General features: G+C 69.8%; 15 protein-coding genes. 2 read left to right on the forward strand and 13 right to left on the reverse strand.

Translation table 11 applies throughout. The annotated features are described in order from the left end of the window. From DAT35_RS34225 to DAT35_RS34240, 4 genes are all read right to left on the reverse strand, one after another. Positions 1–777: an outer membrane lipoprotein-sorting protein gene (locus tag DAT35_RS34225; protein ID WP_108073135.1), complete on the reverse strand. Its 777-nt coding sequence runs from the start codon at positions 775–777 to the stop codon at positions 1–3. Then, the gene (locus DAT35_RS34230) at positions 777–2,075 is read right to left on the reverse strand and encodes an ABC transporter permease (RefSeq protein WP_108073139.1); all 1,299 of its coding nucleotides are present in this window, start codon (positions 2,073–2,075) and stop codon (positions 777–779) included. Before DAT35_RS34230 ends, DAT35_RS34225 begins: the two co-directional genes overlap by 1 nt. A gap of 3 nt (positions 2,076–2,078) precedes the next feature. Further along, positions 2,079–4,121 carry an FtsX-like permease family protein gene (locus tag DAT35_RS34235; RefSeq protein WP_108073141.1) on the reverse strand — a complete coding sequence of 681 codons (2,043 nt, stop codon included), beginning with the start codon at positions 4,119–4,121 and terminating at the stop codon, positions 2,079–2,081. A 132-nt stretch (positions 4,122–4,253) separates the two neighbouring features. Further along, a complete protein-coding gene (locus DAT35_RS34240; RefSeq protein ID WP_233261890.1) occupies positions 4,254–8,174 on the reverse strand; it encodes an SDR family NAD(P)-dependent oxidoreductase in 3,921 nt (1,306 codons plus the stop codon). 103 nt (positions 8,175–8,277) lie between these two features. Here DAT35_RS34240 and DAT35_RS34245 point away from each other — a divergent pair, with 103 nt between their 5' ends. Next, positions 8,278–9,789 carry a class I SAM-dependent methyltransferase gene (locus DAT35_RS34245; protein ID WP_108073148.1) on the forward strand — a complete coding sequence of 504 codons (1,512 nt, stop codon included), beginning with the start codon at positions 8,278–8,280 and terminating at the stop codon, positions 9,787–9,789. 103 nt (positions 9,790–9,892) lie between these two features. Here the strand turns inward: DAT35_RS34245 and DAT35_RS61890 are convergent, their stop codons facing one another. Together DAT35_RS61890 and DAT35_RS34255 are read right to left on the reverse strand one after the other, a co-directional pair. Beyond that, entirely contained in the window at positions 9,893–11,488 is a 1,596-nt protein-coding gene (locus DAT35_RS61890; RefSeq protein WP_158502023.1) for a hypothetical protein, read from the reverse strand. Next, positions 11,485–12,327 (reverse strand): tetratricopeptide repeat protein, encoded by an 843-nt coding sequence (locus DAT35_RS34255; protein ID WP_108073150.1) that lies wholly within the window; start codon positions 12,325–12,327, stop codon positions 11,485–11,487. The genes DAT35_RS61890 and DAT35_RS34255 overlap by 4 nt, the downstream gene beginning before the upstream one ends. 211 nt (positions 12,328–12,538) lie before the next feature. Here DAT35_RS34255 and DAT35_RS34260 point away from each other — a divergent pair, with 211 nt between their 5' ends. Beyond that, positions 12,539–13,510 (forward strand): fatty acid desaturase, encoded by a 972-nt coding sequence (locus tag DAT35_RS34260; protein WP_108073152.1) that lies wholly within the window; start codon positions 12,539–12,541, stop codon positions 13,508–13,510. Here the strand turns inward: DAT35_RS34260 and DAT35_RS34265 are convergent. The 7 genes from DAT35_RS34265 to DAT35_RS34295 form a co-directional block, all read right to left on the reverse strand. Continuing rightward, positions 13,494–14,663, reverse strand: a complete 1,170-nt coding sequence (locus DAT35_RS34265) for a pyridoxal phosphate-dependent aminotransferase (RefSeq protein WP_108073154.1) — start codon at positions 14,661–14,663, stop codon at positions 13,494–13,496. The two genes, DAT35_RS34260 and DAT35_RS34265, sit on opposite strands and share 17 nt — an antisense overlap. Before the next feature lie 39 nt (positions 14,664–14,702). Next, positions 14,703–16,202: a class I SAM-dependent methyltransferase gene (locus tag DAT35_RS34270; RefSeq protein ID WP_108073156.1), complete on the reverse strand. Its 1,500-nt coding sequence runs from the start codon at positions 16,200–16,202 to the stop codon at positions 14,703–14,705. Between the two features lie 56 nt (positions 16,203–16,258). Next, positions 16,259–17,410 (reverse strand): cysteine desulfurase family protein, encoded by a 1,152-nt coding sequence (locus DAT35_RS34275; RefSeq protein WP_108073158.1) that lies wholly within the window; start codon positions 17,408–17,410, stop codon positions 16,259–16,261. 43 nt (positions 17,411–17,453) lie between these two features. Further along, positions 17,454–18,281: an aldo/keto reductase gene (locus tag DAT35_RS34280; protein ID WP_108073160.1), complete on the reverse strand. Its 828-nt coding sequence runs from the start codon at positions 18,279–18,281 to the stop codon at positions 17,454–17,456. Between the two features lie 23 nt (positions 18,282–18,304). Next, positions 18,305–18,664 carry a response regulator gene (locus DAT35_RS34285; protein ID WP_158502024.1) on the reverse strand — a complete coding sequence of 120 codons (360 nt, stop codon included), beginning with the start codon at positions 18,662–18,664 and terminating at the stop codon, positions 18,305–18,307. A 73-nt stretch (positions 18,665–18,737) separates the two neighbouring features. Then, complete coding sequence (locus DAT35_RS34290; RefSeq protein ID WP_108073164.1) at positions 18,738–21,620, reverse strand: sensor histidine kinase; 2,883 nt, start codon at positions 21,618–21,620, stop codon at positions 18,738–18,740. Between the two features lie 36 nt (positions 21,621–21,656). After that, positions 21,657–22,847, reverse strand: a complete 1,191-nt coding sequence (locus DAT35_RS34295; protein ID WP_158502025.1) for a sugar ABC transporter substrate-binding protein — start codon at positions 22,845–22,847, stop codon at positions 21,657–21,659. Positions 22,848–22,866 lie beyond the last annotated feature (19 nt).

Consider the following 22,866-nt stretch of genomic DNA (forward strand, 5'->3'; position numbering starts at 1 on the left):
CTACCGCAGACGCCCCTCGAGCCAGGACTTGGTGAAGATGTTGGGGTCGAGCGGTGCCAGCTCCACCTCTTCGTACTTCACCACCACCCGGGTGCCCTCCTCCTCCTCCATCTCGAGCACCTCCTTGTAGTGGTAGACGAGCTCCCCGCTCACCGGATCCTTCAGCCGCTGGTAGGCGCGGATGATGTCCGTGCGCAGCACCTTGCCCGAGGGGGCGTACCCCACGCGCTTCACGATGTTGTCATCCGGATCCACCCAGAGCCGGTACAGCGGGAAGGACACCTGGGCATCCGGCTTCGCCGTCAGCAGCAGCTTGCGGTAGGCCGTGCCCTCGATGGTCTCCACGCCCTCGTCCTTCGCGGTGTAATCCTCCGCGAGCTTCGAGCGGTCGAAGTCGCCCTCGCACGCGATGGTGCCGACGATGTTGGCGCGCTGGGTGGTCCGGTCCCACTGGCCGGTGGCCGGGGTGTACTCCCACATGTTCTTGCCGATGCGCAGGTAGCCGCCTCCCGCCATGTTCCGGGGCTTGGTGATGAGGAAGAGCAGGTTGCTGGACGCGTCGCGCCGGTACACCAGCATCTCCGACACGCGCTCGGAGCCATCCTTCCGGGTCTCCTTCATGCGCACGGCGCCCTTGTAGTCACTCGCGAAGGACATCCGCTTGTCGATGCGGCGCAGGAGCTCTTCGGGAGACTCCTTCTCGGCGGCACCGGCCAGGGACGGGAGCAGCGCGGCGAGGATGACGGCGAGGCATGTCGGCAGGGCACTCGGTTTCATCACAGGGACTCCATGGCGGAACGAGGAGCGAGGGCAGCGGCGCGAGCCGCGGGGAGGATGGAGGCCACGCCCGCGGCCAGGGTGACGAGCAGCACGGCGAACAGGGCCTCCACGGGCTGGAGCTCCAGCGGAAGCGTGCCGCTGAAGAACAGGCTGGAGACGACCTCGGGGAGGACCACGGAGCCCTGGAGCACCTTGCACAGGGCGGCGGCCACACAGACGCCGGTGGTGGAGGCCGTCAGGCCCAGCAACAGTCCCTCCAAGACGAACATCCCCACCACCGAGGGCCGCTGCATCCCCATGGCACGCAGCATGCCGATCTCCCGGGTCCGCTCGCGCACGGCGACGCTCAGGGACACGAACAGGCCCACGATGACGACCGCGAGCACCACCAGGCCCACCAACACGGTGAGGGCCGCGAGCCCGTCCGTCACGAAGGAGAGGAAGGCTCCCTCGTCCTCCCAGGTGGTGACGTCGAGCCGCTGGCCCGCCCAGCCCTCTCGCAGCAGCGGCCCCGTCTTGTCGTCGAAGGCCTGGTGCAGGGCCGGGAGCACCTCGAAGCCCGCCTGGCGCAGCGACTCGCGCAGGTGGCTCGCCAGCGCGTCCACGTCCGTGTCCCGGCCGCACGTGAGCTGGAGCACCCCGACGGCCTCGGGCCGGAAGCCGTTCAGCTCGCGCAGTGTGGCGTTGGAGACGAGGATGCCCGCGGTCTCCCCCATCAGCCCGGCCCTGTCCGTGATGGCGACGACCTCGGCATCGAGCGCGTTGCGCTTGCCTCCCAGGGTCCGGGTGAAGAGCGTCGTCATGTCGCCCACCTTCACCCGGAGCCGCGCGGCGAGCTGCGAGGAGAGCGCCACCGTGCGCGGCTCATCCAGCGCCTCGAGCGAGCCCTCCTTCACCTTGAAGAGGCGCAGGGAGTCCCGCTCGCGCGAGGCGTCCAGGCCCACCAGGTACGAGCGCGTCCGCTGCAGGCCCGCCTTCGCGGTGGCCGAGCCGCGGCCGCGCTCGCGCAACTGGCACCCGGCGGGGAGGAGCGGCTCCACCACGGCCCGCACCGGGCGGGCGTCCCCCAGCACCGGGGAGATGGCGTCGGGATGCGCCTTGAAGAAGCCGCCGACGTTGACGTCCCCGCTCAGCAGCGTCGTCACCGCCTCACGCTGGGCCGAAGCGACGCCCGTCTTCAGGGCCATCATCCCCACCAGCAACGCGCTGGAGCCGGCGATGACGGAGAACAGCAACAGCCCCCGCTCCCGGTGGAGGAAGAGGTTGCGCAGGGCGAGGTGCAGGAGCGCCAGCATCCGTCAGCCCTCCGCCCGGCTCATGGCCACCCGGGGAGTCACCGCGCTCCCGCGCCATGCGGGCACCAGCGCTGCGCCCATCATCCACACCACCACGCACAGCTCCACCGTCAGCACCTGCCACGCCTCCAGCTGCGGAGTCAGCACCGCGCCTCCGAGGAAGAATTGAAGGGACGGGTCGGGCACGGGGATACCTCCGCCCGCTCCGAACAGCAGCAGGGCCGCCCCGAGCCCGATACCCACGAGGCTCCCCACCGCCCCGAGCAACAACCCCTCGAGCAGCAGGGAGAGGAACACCTCCCGGCGCTGCATGCCCACCGCGCGCAGGGTGCCCACCTCGCCCACCCGCTCGCGCGCCAGCAGCAGCAGCGTCCCCGCCGACACCAGCAGCACGAAGAAGCCGAGCAGCGCCGCGAGCACCACCAGCAGCACCTGCGTCATCCCCACCACCCCGCTGACGAAGCCGCCCACCTCTTCCCAACCCACGGTGCTCAAGGGCAGCTTCCGCTCGCCCGCGAGCTGGCGGATGCGCTCGGCGGTCTCCTCGGGTGACGCACCGGGCTTCAGCACCACAGCGGCCTGGAGGATGCTGTCGCCCCTCAGCTCATCGTCGGTGAAGGTGGAGGGAATGTGCTCCACCCGCTCGAAGACGGGGGCCACCCAGGCGGACTTGGAGGCCTCCGTGTCGACGATGCTCGGCCGGCCGAACGAGGTGGACGACGCCGGCTCCGGTGCATCGGAGAACCCGAGCGTCTTCGCGAGCCCGCGCGCCTCCTCCACCTGCGCCCGGGAGAGCCGGCCCGACAGGGCGCGCAGGGTGACCAGGTCCACGAGGTGCGTGGCGTTGACCCGGCTGGTGTCTCCGCCGAGACCGCGGAACCGGTAGGTGCCCCACACCCGCACCGGGACATTGGGGCTGTCGTCAGCCATTTTCTTCAGGACGAGCATGTCCCCGGGCCGCACGCGGTACATGGGCAGGTGCGGGGCCAGCTCGGCATAGAAGAGCGCGTAGCGCGCGTCGAAGTTGGCGTCATCCAGCGTCAGGAACTCCGTGAGCAGCGCCTCCAGCTCACCCGGGTGTCCCAGCACGCGGGCCAGCACTCCCTGCAACGCGGTGGACCGCTCCACGTCGAGCCGCGCCAGCAGATCCGGAAGCTCGGTGAGGTTGCGCGTCACCAGCGTCCTCAGCCGCTCATCCTCGGCAAGGGTTCCTCCCCGCTCGCGCTCGCGGTGGAGCTCGTCGAGCCGCGCGGCCAGGGGCAGCTTGAACTTCTCCTCGTAGGCCCCCTGTCCCAGCAGGATGCCGCGCGTCCCCGGAGGCGGCATCTGCCCCGAGAGCAGCTCGAAGCGCGGGAAGGCCCGCGTGAACAGGGGCAGGTCCGTGCCCAGCAGATCGACTTCAATGGACTCGCCCTCCCCCACCTGCTTGGCCACGTGGTTCTCGAGGAACTCCAGGGCTGGAATGGGCTCGGTGGAGAACCGCGCCCAGAAGGTCTCCGAGGCAGCTTCCTCCAGCGCGCGCCGATCCTCCTCCACCTCCGCCCCGCTCGCGAACGCCTCCTCGCGCCGGCGCGAGTCGTGGGAGATGCGCTGGACCGTGCGCGCCAGGTCCTCCCCGATGCGCTTGAGCCGGGCCTCGCGGGCCTCGGAGGCGGGCTCCCGCACCACCGCGCGAGCCGCCGCGAGCTTCTCGTCCAGGTAGTTGCCCCGGAACACCATGCCCAACCCCACCTCCAGGGGGACGACCTCCTGCACGCCCTCGACCGAGCGGAGCTGCACCTCGGTGGCGGGATAATCCGCGATGGGGGTGAGCTGCGGAGCGCCACCAGGGCCGATGATCATCTGGGGCGGCTCGGGCGAGGCGGAGTGGTACACCTGCAGGTGTCCGGCGCCGCTCTCGATCATGCTGCGCCGCGTCCCGTCATAGATGCTCGCCACGAGCGAGAGGCCCAACGTGAGCAGCAACGCCATACCGGCGGCGAGAAGGCCCACGAGCCAGCTGTGGGGCCGGGCCTTCACGCTCTGCAACGCGAACAACACCAGCATGACCGGGGGACTCCTGCTGTCGTGCGCACCACCTCGTCCGGGCTCCTCGGGGGAGACCCGGACCCAGGGTGGAGCTGGTGGGGGGAACCCGGACTTTAGGGAACTCCCCCCGCCCGAGACAAGCCACCCACCTCAGGGGGTATGCAGGGCGTGCAGCAGCAGATCCACCTGCGCATCGGTGAGCTGGGACACGTCCAGCTGGCTCAGGTCCACGGAGCGCCGCAGATGGTCCGCCAGCCGGGAGACCGAGGGGTGCTCGAACAGCGCCACCTCGCGCAGCCGCAAGCCCGTGCGCTCGTTGATGCGCGCCATGACCCGGGTGGCCTGGAGCGAGCTGCCCCCGAGGGAGAAGAAGTCCGTCTCCCGCCCCACCGCGTCCACGCCGAGCACGTCGCGGAAGGCCTCGACGATGACCTCCTCGAGCGGCCCCGTGGGCGCGTCACCGGATCCGCCCGAGGCCCGTGCGGCGAGCGCCTCGCGATCCACCTTCCCGTCGGGACCGCGCGGGAGCGAGGGCACCCGGTGGAGCACGGCGGCTGGGAGCCCCGGAAGAGGCGGGCCATCGCCCTGCGCCACGAAGAGATGGGCCTGCTCGAGCGGCGCGCCCTCTCCCAGACCCACGGAGCGCCAGGGCGGAGCCGAGCCCTCCACGCCCGCGAGGACGTGCGACTCGCCGGACTCCACCGCGAGCACGAGGGTGGCCAGCGCCTGGGAGGGCTCGAGCATCCGGTAGCCGGGAGGAGACGCCTTCAGCCCGCGCGCCATCCCCGTGGCACGGATGGAGCTGAACGAGACCGCCACTGCGCGCCGCCCCTCCGCCGCGAGCGCCTGAGCGAAACGGTCCACGAAGCCGGAGGCGGCGCAGTAGCCCGCGTGCAGCCCGGCCCCGAGCGTCCCCATGAGGGAGGAGGCGAAGACGAGCACCACCTCCGGCCGCTCCCGGAAGGACTCGGCGAGGGCCACGGCGCCCAGCACCTGCGCGGCCGCGCTCCCCACGAGCTCCTCCGCCGTCTGGCGGCCCAGAGGCGCGGACTCCAGGGTATTGGCGAAGTGGAAGGCCCCGTCGAAGGCGCGGCCATGACGGGCCTCGGCACCGCGCAGCACCTGTTGGAGCCTCGCCACGTCCGTGACGTCCACCTGAACGTATTCCGCGGCCCCGAGCTCGCGCTCCAACGCCTCGGCCACGGCATCCCGCTCGCGGCGGCCCACGAGCACCAGACGGGCACCGAGGCTCCGCCGCAGGTAGCGCGCCCAGAGCTGCCCCACCCCTCCGAGCGCACCGGTGACGAGGTAGAGCCCCTCCCGCTTCAAGCGTGGGTTGCTCCCGGGCCGCGAAGGAACCCAGGGAGTGAAGACCCGCTCGGAGCGCTGCCCCTCGCGCCAGAGGACCTCGCGCGTGGGGCGCAGCCCCTGGAGCTCCTCGGCCACGAACCGGGCGGCCAGCTCTTCCACGGGAGGCACCCAGACGATGCGGGCTTCCAGACCGGGCGTCTCCGCCATCGCCGACCAGAGCAGGCCTGGAGCCATCAGGGACGCCACGCCCGCGGCCTGAACGCTCTCGGAGAGGGGCACCACGACCCGGAGCCGGAGGGGCGCGGTGGCGGCATGCGGAGCCAACGCCCGCACCAGCGCCAGGAGCGGCGCCACCACCTCCGCCAGCGCGCCGCGAGCCAGAGCAGATGACCCCTCCGTCCGGCCCACCACGTACACGATGTCCTCGACACGAGCGCCCTCCGCTTCGAGCGCACGCGCCACCGCTTCACCAGGGCCCGGCGCCACCCGCACCACCCGCCGGCCAGCGGCATGGGAACGGAAGGACTCGGCGAACCCCTCCCCGGCGATCAGCAGGAGCGGACCGGACGGCACGGCCTCTGCCCCGGTGAGCTGGGGCCGGGGCACCCAGCGCGGAACGGCCAGGCAGGGCGGCAGGGTCGACGGCCCGCCCAACGCGCGTTCCGCCTCACGCCTCTCGGCGGACAGCTCTCCCGACTCGAAGCGGCCCCGCATCTCGGTCCGTCCGCGCTTGCCCAGACCCGTCTTGGGCACCTGGTGCTCGGAGACAGGAATCAGGTGAGCGATCTGCAACCCGAGCGTCCGTCCCACGTGCTCGCGGATGGAGCGCAGCAACTCCGCGAGAGGCGGCGCCTCCGGCGAGGGGACGAAGAAGACGACGAGCTCATCCGTGCGCGCGCCGGCCGCCCGCGTGGGACTGGCCACGGCGAACGACGGCAGCACCCCCGGCACCTGCTCCACCGCCGCTTCGATCTCCTGGGGGTAGACGTTGGCCCCGTTGATGATGAGGACTTCCTTCTGGCGGCCGGCGATGGCCATCTCGCCGTCGCGGACGATGGCGAGATCCCCCGTGCGGAACCATCCCTCGGGCGTGAAGGACTGGGCGTTGAGCGCGGCGTCGTCCAGATACCCGGACATCACCGAGGCCCCTCGCACCTGGAGATGACCGATCGTCCCCTCCTGCACCACCGCGTCCTGTTCATCGACGATCCGCATGGCGGCGCCCGCCACGGGGGGCCCGAGCACGACGAAAGGATCTCCAGCCAGGGTGCGGACTCCGCGCGTGGCGAAGAAGGCCGACGAGGTCTCGGCCATGCCCCACATCGGGCAGATGACATCCTGCCGGAGCCCTTCCCGGGCGAGCGGCACGAGGAAGCGCTGGAGCGTGTCCACGACGAGGGGCTCGCCCGCGCAGACGAGCACGCGCAGGCGCGAGAGATCCCACGCATGGCGCTCGCCGCGCTCGAGCCGTTCAGCGACGAGGCCGTAGGCGAAGTTGGGGGCCCAGCTCTGGGTGGCGCGGAGCTCGGAGAGGAGGTCCAACCAGCGCAGCACGTCGGCCAGGACGTAGTCACGCGCGACGAGGGTGTGCGAGGTCCGCGTGCGCACGCTGGTGATGTGAGCGAAGGCCACGCCCGCGACGTGGTCCAGGGGCATCCAGCTCAAGCCGGTGTCCTCGGCGGTGTACCAGCCGCCGACGATGACGGCGTCGCACATGGCCAGCAGGTTCTGGTGCGCGAGGACGACTCCCTTGGGGCGTCCGGTGCTGCCGGAGGTGAAGGACAGCAGAGCGGGAGCCTCGGGCGTCAGCGTCACGGGGTGGCCCTGACGCGTCCGGTCCAGGGACTGGAACGCGGCGGTGCGCAGACCATGGGCCTGAAGCGCCGAGGCGGCACGCGAGTCGGTGAGCACGAGCGGGCCGCCCAGACGCTCCGACGTGGACAGGATGCGGGCGACACCGGGATGAGAGCGCTCGAAGGAGGGCGTCCAGGGCATGGGCACCGGGACCAGACCGCCCAGGAGGCAGGCCCAGAAGGCGCGGATGTACTCACCCGGCTGCTCCAGCAGGAGCATCACGCGCTGTCCGGCCCCGAGCCCCAGCGCCTCGAGCCCGCCCAGGAGTTGAAGGACCTCGGCCCAGAGGTCGGCGTAGCGGACGGCCTCGCGGCGGCCCTCGGTGTCGATGAACGTGACGGTGCGCTCGGGCTGACGCTCCGCGGCGAACCGCAGCACGTCACCGAGCACGGAGGGCTCACCGGGAGGGCTTCTCCGGGGGCCCCCATCGACGAGGGCCGGACGCCCCGAGCCAGCACTGTTCGCGGAGGAGGCACGCACCGGAGCATCGGCCACCGCGCTCTCCTTCGGGAGCAGGGGCTCGGGCAGCAGCTCGTCGAGTGGCGCGAAGACCTCGGTGCGCGGCCTCGGACCCCGGAGGGCCACGGCCTCGCGACCCTCCCGGAGCAAGCGAGCCTCGAGTTCCTGGAGGAGCGAGGGCGACACGGGAGTCAGCCGGGAGAGGGCCTCGATATCGGGCGAGCCCGAGGCCGTGAACGGAATGACATCGATGAGCGCGACCCGTGGGGCCTCGGAACCCAGACGCTCCTGGAGGAGCGAGTCCAGGACCTCCGCGCCCACGGCCCGGCGAGGAACCACCCAGGCCACGGCGGAACGGCCCTCGCCCACCACCTGGACGTCCTGCACTCGGGAATCCGCCAGGAGGATTCGCGTGGACTGCTCGGCCAACATCGTTCGAGGCGCCATGGCGCGGGATGGTAACGCACGGCGCGCGAGCACCGGAACCCAGGTGGATTTGCATTGAAGCGCGCGGAAGGGAGAAGCTGGCGCCCCCCCGAACGAGGTTCCGATGACGGCTCCGCGGAGCGCCCCGCCCCCTTCCCTGGCCCAGTCACTGCACTTCTGGGCGCGCAACGCCTCGAACGAATCGGCGCTGCTGCGCACGTCACTGAGCGTGGGCCTCTTCGACGCACTGCCCGTGGAGGGCGAGGGCACGCCGGTGCCGGTCGAGCGGCTCGCGGAGAAGGTGGGGGCCTCGGTGCGCGGAGTGCGCTCGCTCGTCGAGCTCCTGGTGTGCCTGGGACTGGTGCACATGGATGAGACGCGAGGCCTCGCGCTGACCCGTCCGGTGGCGGCCTTCCTGCGGGACGCCGCGTTCCGCGAGAGGCTCCAGGAAGCGGCGCAGTGGTGGGGCGCCATGGGCCATCTGGAGGAGGCGGTGAAGACCGGGGAGCCCGTCACCCACGAGGGCCAGCGCTGGGACGTGCTCGAGCACTACCGGCGGCTCTTCCTGGAGACGACGCCCTCGCCCTCACCCGAGGCGGAGAACTTCTTCGACCGCTTCGCGCGCAGTGCCGCGCGCACCTGGCTGCTGGTCGCCGTGGGCCGGCTGGGACTGCTCGAGCAGCTCGCCACGGGCCCGAAGGACGAGGCGGCGCTCCGGAGCGCCACCGGTGCCAGCGAGCGGGGCCTGCGCCGGGTGCTGGACGTGCTGACGCACCTGGGCATCACCCAAACCGAGGGCCAGACGAGCACCTTCACGGACGAGGCGAAGCAGGTGCTCGATGGCAAGGCGCTGCCGTACCTGCTGCGCTCCTTCTCCGTGTCCGCGCAGTACTGGGAGGCGCTCGAGCGGCTCGAGGAGACGGTGCGGCACGAGCGCTTCATCCTGGACCTGAAGGATGCAGAGGTGAGCCGACGCTTCTACGCGGACAACTCGAACCAGATCACGGCGGTGTTCGCCTCGCACTTCCAGCTCAGCCGGCGCGCGGCGGCGACGATCGCCCAGGTGCGCCCGTTGGCGAGGGCGTCGGTGCTCGACATCGGCACGGGCTCGGGGGTGTGGGGAGTGGCCTTCGCGCGGACGGAGCCCACGGCCCAGGTCACCTACTTCGACCAGGAGGTGGTGCTCGCGCAGGCCCGGCGCAACGTGGAGCAACTCAAGGCACTGGGCCAGGCGCGCTTCTGGCCGGGCAACCTCTTCACCCAGGACTTCGGCGAGGCCGCGTACGACTTCATCATCCTGCCGCAGGTGCTCAACGTGCTGCGGCCCGAGTCCCTGCCAGACATGTTCCGCCGGGTGGCGCGAGCGCTGAAGCCGGACGGCATCCTGGTCATCGCCGAATACGTGCTGAACGAGCGGCGCGACGGCCCGATGGATCATCTCTACTTCGGGCTGCGGCGCTTCCTCACCAACGAGGGAGACCTGCTGTCCCACTCGGAGTACGCCGCGCTGCTGTCGGACGTGGGCCTCACCTCAACGGTCTGCCTGCCGCTGCCTACCCAGGAGCTGCTCCTCGCCGCGCGCCCCGGGGTGATGCTGCCCGAGCAGCTCGCACCTCCCGCCCGCGCGGCCGCCTAGTACAGAGCGCCCCCACACGCGAGAGGTGCTTCGGCGAGTCGCGGCCTGGACTGTGCCTGAGGCGCCGCTCGCTGGCATGGGGGCCGCCGTGCAGCGTGGCCTGTCATGGGGAGACAGGACAGCTGTCCGTCATCAACAGTTTGCGCCCAGCCGCACCTGCGTTCCCGCCGGGACTCGTGCCTCCGGCCCCACCGGACCCAAGGCCTTGCTCGGAGAGCGCCGTGAAGGAGGCGAAACCGGCATTCGGGCCGCACCACACACCCACCGATGGGCCGCCACCACCACCGCCACCCGCGCCGCCCCTACCGCCATCGCCGCCCTGGCCACCCTTGCCGCCATCGCCGCCCGCGATGTGGAAGGGGAGCTCTTGTCCCATCGAAAAGTACCCGGAGTCCCCCATCCCTCCGGCACCGCCCGAGCCACCCAAGCCCCCCTCACCACCCGCGCCGCCGCTGCCACCCGGGCCACCGCCGAGCGCTCGCAGTTGCGTGCCTTCACCCACTGTCACCCGCGAATCGATCAGGAGCAGCGCGATGGATGCCCCGCCACCTCCGCCGCCCTGTCCACCTGTGCCGCCGCAACCACCGCCGCCGCCTCCCCCGCCGCCTCCACTGGCAAAGGGAGCAGGGAGGAACACGATCTCTTCGCTGCAGATTCCGCCGCCTCCTCCGCCCCCGCCACCCTCGCCGGGGAGGCCTGCGTCACCAGCGCCACCTTGCTGGTTGGGGCGCCATGTCAAACCCGTCAGATCCAGTACCCCCAGACCACTGCCCCCCGAGCCGGAGGGGCCCTTGGCGCCCAGGACTCCCGGGAACCCGTTGCCACCCGAACCGCCATGGCAGTCGCAGAATTCGGGGTCCGACTCGCAATCGACGACGCCACCGCTCCCCCCATTGCCGCCTCTCGTATTGGGCTTGCCTGGACGGCCCGCGATGCTGCCGGAGTTTTTGTCCGATATGCCCGCTCCACCCACTCCACCCGAGCGGTCGCTCCCCGAGCAGGTCGTCATTCCCGCCGGGCCGGCGCCGCCTGCGCCGTTGTCATCGGAGGCCTCACCGCCGTTACCTCCCCCAACACCCGCCTGGCCTGGAGTCCCGGAGCGGCCGTCCGCGCCCAGCGCCCCGAGGCCCGCCTCCAGCACGACGTCGCGCAGTTCCACCCCGGAGGACCGCAGCACGCGCAGGGCAATGGAGGGCGCACCGGGCTCCACCCCGTTCGCGGAGTGGATGCTCACGTGCTCCAGCACGATGCCCGCGTCAGACAAGTCGCGCACGGTCAACCCCACCGTGCCACCCGCCAGGCGCGAGCGCTGTCCCGGCCTCGTCACCCAGTCGTTGACCCCGCCATAGCCACCGTACAAGGACACGGGGACATCCAGGGTCAGTCCAGCCTCGTCGAACGAACCGCTTGCCAAGTAGATGGCCGCCTTGCCTCGGACCTGGCCACTCCGAAGCCGTTGGAGCGCCTCCCCCAGTGTGCGCAGGGGCGCTTCCGGTGAGCCTGGACTGGCAGGGGCATCGCTGCCCTTCACCGGATCCACGTAGAGCCCAGGCGCGGAGGGCACGCCGTCGCCGTTGCCCATGTCCGAGTGGCGTTTGCGCCAGTCATCCACCGCACCATCGAAATCGGCGCAGGCGGAGATGCCGACGAGCAACACCGCCACCCCCAGGACGAATCGCGACCCAATCGAAGCAATCATTGCCATCTCCCGTGGACGAAGGCCGACGTTCCATCCGTACTCACACCGAGTGCCATGGGCTGAGAAGTTCCGCCCAGCAGGTACAGGCCCGCCGCGACGCCCAGCCCCACGAGGCCCGCCCCCGCGAGTCCGAAGCCCGCCGTCTGCAATGCCTTGCCACGCGACGCGGTGGCTTGTGCGTCCGCGTCCGTGGCGATGTCGTCACCGCCCAGCTTCGCCAGCTCGCTCCTGGACAGCCCATAGGACACCCCTCCCGCCGCCAGGAGAACTCCGCCCGCGATGGTGGGAAGGAGCGCACGCGAGCGCGAGGAAAAGGCCTGCCCTGGCGGTGGTGGCACGCCGGACTTCGTCTCTCGCTGAGCGATGGCCTCTTCGTCCCGTTGTTTCGCCTCGCGCATGTCGCGAATGAACTCCTGCTCCCTCTTCACTTCCGCGCGAACGAACTCGAAGTGCTTTTTCAGCTTGGGAGACACCTCCACGGGCAGCGTCGCATCCGGCCGGAGGAACAACGCCGCCCTGAATGCGCGGTTGGCCTCATCCATCCGGATCATCTCGGCCAGGATGATGCCCTGGTAGAGCGCGAGCGCGACGCTCGCGTCCACGCCAGGCACCCTGCGTTTGGCCTGCTCGATCTGCTCCAGCGCGCGCTCGTACTCGAGGCTCTCGTACAGGCGATTCACCGAGGCGAGGTCGCCCTCGACGGTACGGGAGCCCTTACCGCCCTGCGCATGCGCGGCGAGGGGGACAACCAGCAGCACGGCGAGCAGGGCGGCAGAGAAAAGTGGAGGAGCGGCAGGGCGAGAGGCACCAGCGGCCTTCGAGACTTCAGGTGGGCTCATCTTCACTCCGTACGTGAGGGGCCAGGAGTGCCCCGGGCGTTCGGGGGGAAAAGAGGGAAGGGCCCGGCCGGCGTCCCAAAAAACGCCTTCGTCCAGGCGCGGCCGCCTGACGCAGCCCGTCATCACCCGTGAGGAGCCCGCTCGCTTGCTAAGAAATCAAGTGTCGGCTTAGACTGGGATTACGTCTTTTCCGTCCCCCCCGGAAGGCCCCATGGCCCCAGCGCAGCTGGACAGCTCCCGCCGCACGAGCGATGGCACGACGCCCGCCTCGCGGGAGCGATCCACCTCGGTGGCGGCGCGGCTGAGGGCCACATACGCGCGAGAGGTGGCTCGGATGGGCAACCACGCGCACTCGCCGGCCGCGGGAATCGGGCACATGGCCTTCCATCTGGGACTTGGGGTGGGAGCGGCGCTCGGGGCGCACGCGCTGCTGGAGACGTGGCCCGGGGCGGGCTGGGTGCTCTACCCGCTGGTGGCCTTCTTCATCGCCACCCGGTTCCGAGCGCTCGGCAACATGCTGCACGAGGCGTGTCACGGCATGTTCGTGAAGGGCAAGCGCGCCAACCGCGTCTTCGGGCACGCACTGGCCATCATCGATCTCACCGCGCTCGAGCCCTACACGCGCGAGCACTTCACGCACCACCAGCACCTCGGAGATCCGGAGCGGGACCTGGACTTCATGCCCCGGCGCAAGTTCGGGTTCGCCGAGTCGACGGAGCACTTCGCGCGGCGCCACCTGCTGCGGCCGCTGACGCTCGTCCACCTGCCGTCCTTCGTGCGCCCGGTGCTCTTCAGCCGCACGGATCCGTGGCCGGTGACGCTGAGCCGCTGGGCCTTCTACGCGGGGCTGCTCACGCTGGCGCAGTGGGGCGTGGGCTGGAAGGCCTTCGGGCTCTTCTACCTGCTGCCCTACTTCGTGGCCTACCAGGTCATCCGCTACTGGTCGGACGCGGTGGACCACGCGGGCATCATCGGCTCGGCGGACGAGTTCCACCGCTCGCGCAACCACATCTTCAAGTGGGGGCTGCTCAACCGGGTGCTCTTCCCGCGCAACGACCAGTACCACCTCACGCACCACCTCTTCCCGGCCGTGCCCACCACCACGCAGGGCCGGGTGCACGCGCTCCTCCTGAAGGATCCGGAGTACGCGGACCGTCCGCACGCCTTCAGCGCGTTGCTGTGACGCGCTCGATGGCCTCGAGGGCCTCGGGGAAGCGCTCCGGGGACATGCCCAGACCCAGACGGAAACCGTGGCCGCGCTCCAGCGGGTGGGCGCCCGCGGCATCACCGTGCTCCATGGCGCTGAGCGGCAGGACGAACACCCCGGCCTCGCCGAGCGACTGAAGCTTCGCCTCGAACTCCTTCGGGCCGGCCACGCCGCGCACGCCGATGCAGGTGACGAGACCGCCCGCGGGAGCCACGCCATACACGCCCTGGGAGCGCTCCAGGAAGGAGGCGAGGATGCGCCGGTTCCGCATCCACTCCGCGCGCGCCTGGCTCACGGCGGGACTGCCGAGGTCCTTGAGCACTTCATAGGAAATCCACTCGGTGACCGGATTCACGGTGTGCGTGGTGTAGTTCTTCTCGTTCTGGACACGCGCGAGCATGGCGGTGTCGCCGACGCACCAGCCGATACGCAGACCGGGACAACCCAGACACTTGATGAAGGAGCCGGTGACGAAGGTGCGGGCGCCGGGGCGGTACACGGTGGCGCCGAGCACCACGCTCTCCGAGGAGAGGAACCGGTAGTGCTCGTCCCCCACGAGCGTGGCGCCGGACGCATCCACCCAGCGGGAGACGCGCTCGAGCAACTCCGGCTCGAGCACCAGCCCGCTCGGGTTGTGGGGGTTGTTGATGATGACGACGTCCGGGGACTCGCGCTCGAGCCGGGAGAGCCACTCATCGGCATCGACGGAGGGCACGCCGCGCGAGTCCCAGCGCACGGGCAGGCGGACGATCTCCGCACCCTGCTGCATGGGCAGCTCATAGAGGAGCTGGAAGGCGGGCCAGGCGAGAGCCACCTTGCGAGGGCGGAGCTGCCGGAAGAGGAGCAGCAGGGCCTCACTGGTGCCGGTGGTGATGAGGACGTTGTCGCGGGTGGCGCCGGGGTGCATGGCGGCCACGAGGTCGCGCAGGTCGGCACGGCCCCAGTTGGGGCTGTCGCGCAGCGGAGTGGAGAGGAAGGTGTCCATGGCCTGCTGGGGGCTGACACCGGAGCCGGTGAGCAGCTCCCCCACGGTGCGGGGCCGGGCACCGGACTCCCCGAGGTTGTAGCGCGCGGTGAAGCGCGAGCCCTCGAGGTAGTCCTCCATGAAGAACGAGCGCAGGAGTTCCATGTCTCTCCAGACGGGAAGGCGGACGGAAGGAAGGAGGCGTCAGCGGGAGGGGGCTGTGTCCGGCCAGGGGACGTCCCCGCGCGAGGCGATGACGACCTGCTGGATGGGCATCTCGAAGCCGCGGGAGGACGAAAGCCCCACGGGCTCGAGCAGCCGCCTGAAGTCGGGCATGGACAGCACATCGCCCTCGTTGGACACGTAGCGGCGCAGCGAGAAGTAGAGCGCGTCGAGGGAACCATCGCGCCGATCGGTCAGCAGGTAGCCCGAGACGACGAGCAGCCCCCGGGGACGCAGCGCGCGGGCGAGCTTTCCGAAGAAGGACGGAAGCGACTCGGGAGGCAGGGCGGGGATGACCTGGGGCAGGAGGATGACGTCGTACTGGGATTCGCCGTAGTCCACGGAGAGACAGTCGCCGGCCCAGTAGCGCGCACGGCCCTCGAGCTTGAGCTTCGCGATGTTGGGCTTCACCTGCTCGAGGACGTGCTCGGAGTCCAGGTAGGTGACGTGCACCGAGGGGTCGGTCAGCGCGAAGGCGGCGCCCCAGACGCCCGAGCCGGTGCCCACGTCGAGGACACGCGCGTCCTTCAGCGGGCGCAGGGTGCCGACGAGCTCCGCGGCCTTGCGGCCCAGCTTCACGTGCGAAGCGAAGATGCCGGTGATGCGCGAGGCATTGCGCTGGTAGATGCGCTTCGCCACCTCGGGGTCGCGCAGATCCAACCGGAACCGGGCCTGGGTGACGGCCTCGTCCAGGTGCCCGAAGGCCTCCCAGTAGTCCATGGTGGCCGGGAAGGCGCGCTGGAAGTACGGCAGGCTGCTGGCATCCAGCGAGCGACCGGCCAGCTCCGTGAAACCGAAGGCCTCGCCCTCCTGCCGGACGATGCCCATGGACACGAGCACCCCCAGCACGACACGCAGCGCCTCGGGCTGCGAGCCGGTGACCTTCGCCAGCTCCACGAGCGGCCGGGGACCCGAAACCATCGCCTCCAACAGCCCCACCTCACCGCTCGTCACGAGCGCCTGGGTGCGCAGGAAGCCGCGAACGGCCCGGTCGTCATAGTCCTCGGCGGCGGCGCTGGGCGCGGGCGCACGGGGCGCCAGGAACTCCCGCCGATACAACCCGAGCAGGTCTCGGGACTCACCGTGCCAGTCCACCGGGGCGCCAGTGCGGACGGACTCGGGAAGCTTCGCGGACACGAGCCACCAACCGAGCGCCTCGCGCATACGGGCGGTGAATCCGGAGCCACGCAGGAAGGCGCTCTCCACCGGGAGCGAGTAACCCCTCCCCTCCTCCAGCCGGACGAAGCCGAGCCCCACCAGCGGCTCGATGACGGAGCGGGTGCCGCGCACAGTGCCGCCGATGCGCTGTGCGAGCGACTCCAGGGACACGGGCGGTGCGGAGCCCTCGTCCGGGAGCTGCGCGAACAGCCCGAGCGAGAAAGCACCCAGGAGCGCCGCCGACTCGTTGCTCGCGTCACGGGCCCAGAAGTTGAGTTGTTGGACGAACGCGGTCTGGGAGGACGCGGGAGAGGACTCCGCCAAGACAGGCTCCTCGTCGGTGGGGGGAACGGGAGTATGGCCCAGGTGGGCTCGGACTTTCACCTGGGGGCGGGAGCCAGCCGCTTCCACGCGGCGGCGAGTGCATCCGCGGCCACCACCACGTCCTCATGCGTCGTCGTCCGCCCCAGGGACAGACGCACCGAGCCAAGCGCCGCGGAGGGCTCCACGCCCATGGCGGTGATGATGGAGGAAGCGGACTCCTCGCCCGCGTGGCACGCCGAGCCCGTGGATGCGGCCACCTCGGGCGCCGCCGCCAGCAGCGCGGAGCCGCTCACGCCGGGGAAGCGGACGTTGAGCGTGTTGGGCAGCCGCTCCTCCGGGTGGCCATTGAGCACCAATCCCGGAACGAGCCCCCGCAGCCGGGCCCAGAGCTCATCGCGGAGCGCCAGCACCCGGGCCGCCTCGCCCACCACGGTGCGACGCGCCACCTCGCAGGCGACCCCGAGCCCCACGATGGAGGCAACATTCTCCGTCCCCGGGCGCAGGCCGCGCTCATGTCCCGCTCCGAGCAACACCGGACGCAGCGGCGTGCCCCGGCGCACGTACAGCGCCCCCACGCCCTTGGGCGCGCCGAACTTGTGACCCACCACGGTGAGCAGGTCCACCCCGAGCTCCTCGACGGACACGGGCAGCTTGCCCACGGACTGGGCCGCATCGGTGTGCATCAACACGCCCCGGGCGCGGGCCTCGCGGGCGATCTCCGCGATGGGCTGCAACACGCCCGTCTCGTTGTTGGCGTGCATGAGGGAGATGAGCGCCGTGTAGGGCCGCATCACGGCCACCGCATCGGAGACACGGACGCGGCCCGTACCGTCCACGGGGAGCCACCGCACCCGCCAGCCGTGCTTCTCCAATTCACGGCACGGCTCGGTGGTGGCGGGGTGGTCGATGACGGAGGTCACCACGTACCACTTCTCTGGGATTGCCTCGGCCACTCCGCGGATGGCGAGGTTGTTGGCCTCGGTGCCATGCGCGACGAAGAGGATCTCCTCCGGCGCCGCGCCGATCAGCGCCGCCACCTGGGCCCGGGCACGGTCGACGGCCTCGCGGGCCCGGCGTCCGTAGACGTGCGCGCTCGACGGGTTGCCGAAGTGCTCGCGCAGATAGGGCACCATGGCGTCGACCACCTCGGGCAGCAGCGGCGTGGTGGCGTTGTGGTCCAGGTAGATGGGGTCTCGAGGCGCGTTCATGAGGCCTGGCATTCTCGCCCATCCCGAAGGACTCCGGCGAGGCTCACGGAACGTCTGTTGGATCCCAACCGGTGTACAGGTCCTCGTTCATCGCATCCAACCGCCGCAGGTCCTCGGGAGAGAGGGAGAAGTCGAAGACGTTGGCGTTCTCGCGGATGCGCTCCTCGTGGACGGACTTGGGGATGACCACGAGGTCATGTTCGAGACACCAGCGGATGAGCACCTGCGCGGGGGACTTGCCGTACTTCCGGGCGATCTCCACCACCCGCGGGTCCCCGAGCCGGAGCCCCTTGGTGAGCGGGCTGTACGCCTCCACCGCGATACCCTTGCTGGCGCAGTAGCGCAGCAGCGAGGGCTGATGGAGGAACGGGTGCTGCTCCACCTGATTGACGGCGGGGACCACCTGGGAGTGCGCGAGCAACTGGTCGAGGTGGTGTTCCAGGAAGTTGCTCACCCCGATGGCCCGGCACTTCCCCTCGGCGAGCAGCTTCTCCATGGCTCGCCACGACTCCAGACGCCGGCCAGGCACCGGCCAGTGCACCAGATACAGGTCCACATACTCGAGCCCGAGATCCTTCAAGCTGCGCTCACAGGCGCGCAGCGTCGAGTCATAGCCCTGGTCCTCGTTCCACAGCTTGGTGGTGACGAAGATGTCCTCGCGAGGCAGAGCGCTCTCGCGCACCGCGGCCCCCACGTCCCGCTCGTTGCCGTAGATACGGGCCGTGTCGATGTGCCGGTAACCAGCCGCGAGCGCCGCGCGCACCGCCTGGCGCGTCACTTCACCCCGAGGCGCCCGGAAGACCCCCAGGCCCAGCCGGGGAATCTCCACGCCATTGTTCAGCTTCACGGTGGACTGGAGGTTCAGCGTCATGGTGCTCCTCTCGATCGATGTGGCTACGAAAGCTCCGCGCGGACCGCGTTGATGAACTCATCCAGATCAAAGGGCTTGGGAAGGATGCGCCGCACCTGCGGCGTGCGCCGGAGCCGGTCCACGTAGGCGGACATGATGAAGACGGGGATCAACCGTGTCTCGGTATCCGCCGCGAGCTCCTCGAGAATCTCATTGCCCTCCTTGCCAGGAAGGATGAGGTCGAGCAGCACCAGGTCCGCCCGCTCACGCTTGATGGTCGGAAGGGCCAGCAATCCATCGCCGACTCCGACCACCTCGTAGCCCTCGGACTGCAGGAGATCCATCTCCGCCTCCCGGATCTCCTCCTGATCCTCGACGACGACGATCTTCTTCTGAGTCCCCAATCGAGCGCCCCCAAAGCTGGTGCCTGGATATCCCTGCATGAAAGTACAGCCACCTGCAAGGCAGGTGGGGGATTCAAGCGTGGGGCGGAGCGGCGACAGGCAGACTGAAGGAAAAGGTCGAGCCCTGCCCGTGCACCGTCTCCACCCATAGCCGTCCCTGATGGGCCTCGATGAACGACTTGTTGATGAACAGCCCCAGGCCGAGGCCTTCCTTCGCCTGACCCACCAGCGTCTGGGCCCGGTGGAAGCGATCGAACAGGTGCGAGCGTTCGTGCGAAGTCAGTCCCGAGCCCCGGTCGGCCACGGAGAAGAGCACCTCGTCACCCGAGCGCTCCAACCGCACGAGAATCTCCGTCCCGGTCGGGGTGTACTGAGCCGCGTTGGTGAGGAAGTTGGTGATGACCTGAGCGATGCGCCGGCGGTCGGCGATGACCTGCGGGATGTTGGCGGCGAGCTCCACCACCAGGGGGTGGGCCCGGAGCTTCGGCTCGAGCCGTTGCAGCACCTCATGAACGAGCTCCGGAAGCGAGAGCGGCTCCGGGTGCAGCTTCATCTGGCCGGCATCAATGGAGGCAACGTCCAGGAGCTCCTCGATCATCGACACGAGGCGGCGCTCGCCCTGCCGGGTCTGCTCCAGCCGGCGGATGATCTCCGGAGGCACATCACGGCGGGAGCGCAGCAGACGCAAGGCCATCTCCGTGTTGATGAGCGCGAACGTGAGCGGTGTGCGGAACTCATGACTGACCAGGAGGAGGAACTCGCTCTTGAGCCGCTCCAGCTCGCGCATCTGGGAGATGTCGTCGTAGACGTCGATACGGCCCAGGACCTTGCCTTCCAGGAAGACGGGGCTGCTGAAGTGCACGAGCACGCCCCAGGGATCCTTGAGCACCATCTCTGCCTGGGAACGCTCCTCGGGTTGCTGCGCCAGGCGAGTGAGCCTGACCAGGAAGCTCTCCGGATCGGCCGCGCGCCGGGCGAGCGCCATGGTGACCTGGTCGATGGACTGCCCCAGCACCCCGGAGGGCTCGAGCCCGAGGACACTCTGGATGCGGCGGTTGAAGTAGCGGATCTTCCGGCCCTGGTCGAACACCAGCACCGCGCTGTTGACCGATTCGAGCACCGCGCGCAGCTCGCTGTTGGTGTGCAGCAGCGATTGCTCGGACGCCGTCAGCCGTTCCACCAGCCGTTCGAGCTCACCCGCCATGCGGTTGAAGGCCTGGGCCAGGTTCTCCAGCTCGTCCCCGGTCGTCAGTGTGATGCGGCGGCCCAGGTCTCCCATGCTGAAGGCCTGGGCCGTCTCCTGCAAGGTGAGGAGCGGGTTGGTGATGCGGAACGAGACGATGTTGGCCAGGGTAATCGTCGCGAGCGCGACGCCCGTCAGCAACAGGAGGAACACCATGGTCATCGTCGACAGGGACCGGTAGGCCTCCTGGATGGGCAGCTCCGCCACCAGGGCCCATCCCAGGTCCGGCACATACTCGAAGGCGACAATCCGACGACGCTCGTCCTGCTCCATCACTCCGCTGTGTCCCATCAACGCCCGACGAGCGGCGACGTCGTCCTCGCCCATGGGAAGGCCCAGACGGGAGGGATCCGGATGACCGATGATGTGTCCATTCTCGTCGACGAGGTAGATGCCCCCGCCCTGCCCCATTCCAATGGCATTGAGCTGCTCGCTCAGCCCTCGCAGATCGATCACCGCCACCATCACTCCCGGCAGCCGATGTGCCTCATCCTCGATGGGAACGGCGTAGGGCGCCACGAGCGGCCTTCCCGGCAGCTCCGACGGGATGACCCTGCCCAGGGTGGGCCGGCGGTAGTGCACGGCCTCTGAGAAGCACTGCAGGTCCCCCAGGTTCCTGCCCAACAATGCCGGGCTCGGTGGATACGTGGCCCGGACGATCCCGCTGACGTCCAGCAGCCAGATGCCCCGGTACAGGCCAGACTCCTCATACAAGGTGCGGAGCTGCGCCTCGAGCAGCGGCAGATTCCACGCCGTCACGTCATTCACCAGGGCGAGCTGCCGCGCTGCCATCAACGCCGCGCCCTGCCCATCCTGGACATACTGACGCACGAGGGCCGCACTGCCTCGGGCGAGCGCTTCGTTTCCCAGGAAGACCTGCTTGCGCAGGGCGTGCTGCATCATGGCATTGGTCACGCCCCCCAGCACGAGCAACGGCAACAGCACCGCCAGCGTGGAGGCCCGCAACAGCCGGTGGGCCAGACGCGTCCGGATCTGGAGGCGCAGGCGGGGCAGGGCTGGCAGGAGCAGGCCGAAGAAGCCCAGCACCCCATAGGCCTCGGCCCCCAGCCAGCGGTGGTTGCTGGCGAGCAGTGCCGCGAACAGCAGGAGGGCCGCTCCGGCGCACAGCTCGGCGGCGGTGCGCCAGGGGGCCGCCGGTGAGAGCCAGAGCGTCGTGGCGAGCGCCATCCCCGCCAACACCATGCCCGTCCCCACCCACTGGAGGCCTTGCGGCTGCAGTGCGTACACCACGGGAGTGAAGGAACTCGGCCACAGCAGCATGGTCAGCCCGAACAGCAGCTCGAGAGTGGCCAGGTACAGGCGGAAGGGAGGCCAACCTCTGCGCAGTAGGAGTGGCTCCAGCGGCACGAGGAAGGTGAGGAGCCCGAAGCTGAGGATGGCGGTGGGAATCCGCTCGGCGAGCGCATACGCCACCCACACCCAGCCGAACGACACCATGAAGAGGAACCGGGCTCCCCAATCCAGCCATGGAGGGGCCGACAGCAATCTCGGCAGCAGCAGGAAGAGCCCGCTCAAGAAGAGCAGGAGGCCCAGCCCGGGGAGATAGAAGAACAGACGCGTGTAGAGGTCCCGCTCGAACTCGTAGGGCACGAAGAACATCGTCACCCCGAAGAGCAGGGCGATGATGAGCGCCGACCACGTCAGCAGTCCTCCGGAGTCGTCCCGCCCGGGGTCCTTGCGGCCGCTGTCCATGAATCTCCTTCGCCCGGACTGCACAAGCACCCGACCTCAATGACGCAATTGATTGATCTCCGCCGCGGCCTCGTCAGCGGCCTCCTGGACAGGAGCGCCCGCGAGGATCCGCTGCATCATCCGCTGCTGAGCTTCCGTGATGCGCGAATAGGCGGGGGAGACCGGGCGAGGCATGCCCTGCTCCAACATGTACCGGACGACATCTGGCTCGCGGCGCTGTTTGCGGATGAATCGACGCCCGGCATCGAGCCGCGCCGGTATGAGGGAAGTCACCTCTGGCTGCACGTCCAGGCGGGAGAGGAACTCGATGTATTTGAAGGCCTCCTCCGGATGCGGCGAGGCAGCGAAGACCACGAGGTTCCAGCCGCCGGCGGTGCTGTGAGGCTCCTTGCCAAGAGGGGCGGGAAGCACGGCCACTCCCCAGTCCAGCTCGGGTGCACGGAGGCGGAAGGTGTCTTGTTGCCAGGAGCCCAGCAGCGCCATGGCCACCTTCCCGGAGAGGAAGAGCTCCACCGCCGCGGCCTCGTTGCGCTTCTCGGTCCCGGGCGGTGCGAAGCGAGTCAGCTCGCGGTAGAACTCCAGCGCCTCGACGGCCTCGGGCTGGTTGATCCGAGCCTGGCCGGTGGAGGCATCCACCACCTGACCGTCGTTGCTGTAGATGAAGGCATTGATGCTCGCCACCAATCCCTCATCCGCGGCGCCCAGCAGCACCAACCCGTACTGCTCCGGAGGCTGGGTGAGACGCCGGCCAACCTCCTGGAGCGCCGGCCAGGTCGTGGGTGGGTGCTCGGGATCCAGGCCCGCACGCCGGAACAGCTCCTTGTTGTAATAGAGCAACATCCAGCCGTCGATGCTGAGCGGGACTCCCCAGACGTGGTCCTTGTAGAGACAGGTCTCCCAGGCGCTGGGGAAGAAGAGCCGCGCCTGGGCCTCACGGGCCAGGAGACCATCCAGGGGAAGGATGGCGCCACTCTCGGCGAACTCCGCCATCCATACCTGGTCCAGGGTGGCGATGTCGGGGGGATGACTCGAGCGGAGAGCCTCCAGGAGCTGGGGGCGATAATGGGGGGACGGGAAGGTGCGAACCTCCACGCGCAGGTGGAGGTTCTCCGCCTCGAAGCGCTGGCGGACACGCTCTTGCGCCTCCTGGATATCCAGGGCGGATTGCTGGAAGGTCCAGAACCGGATGACCACCGGTTCAGCGGAAGACTCTCCCGCCGGACGCACGTCACGAGACTCGGGCCGT

It is taken from the genome of Vitiosangium sp. GDMCC 1.1324, assembly GCF_003044305.1.
Classification (GTDB): Bacteria; Myxococcota; Myxococcia; order Myxococcales; family Myxococcaceae; genus Archangium.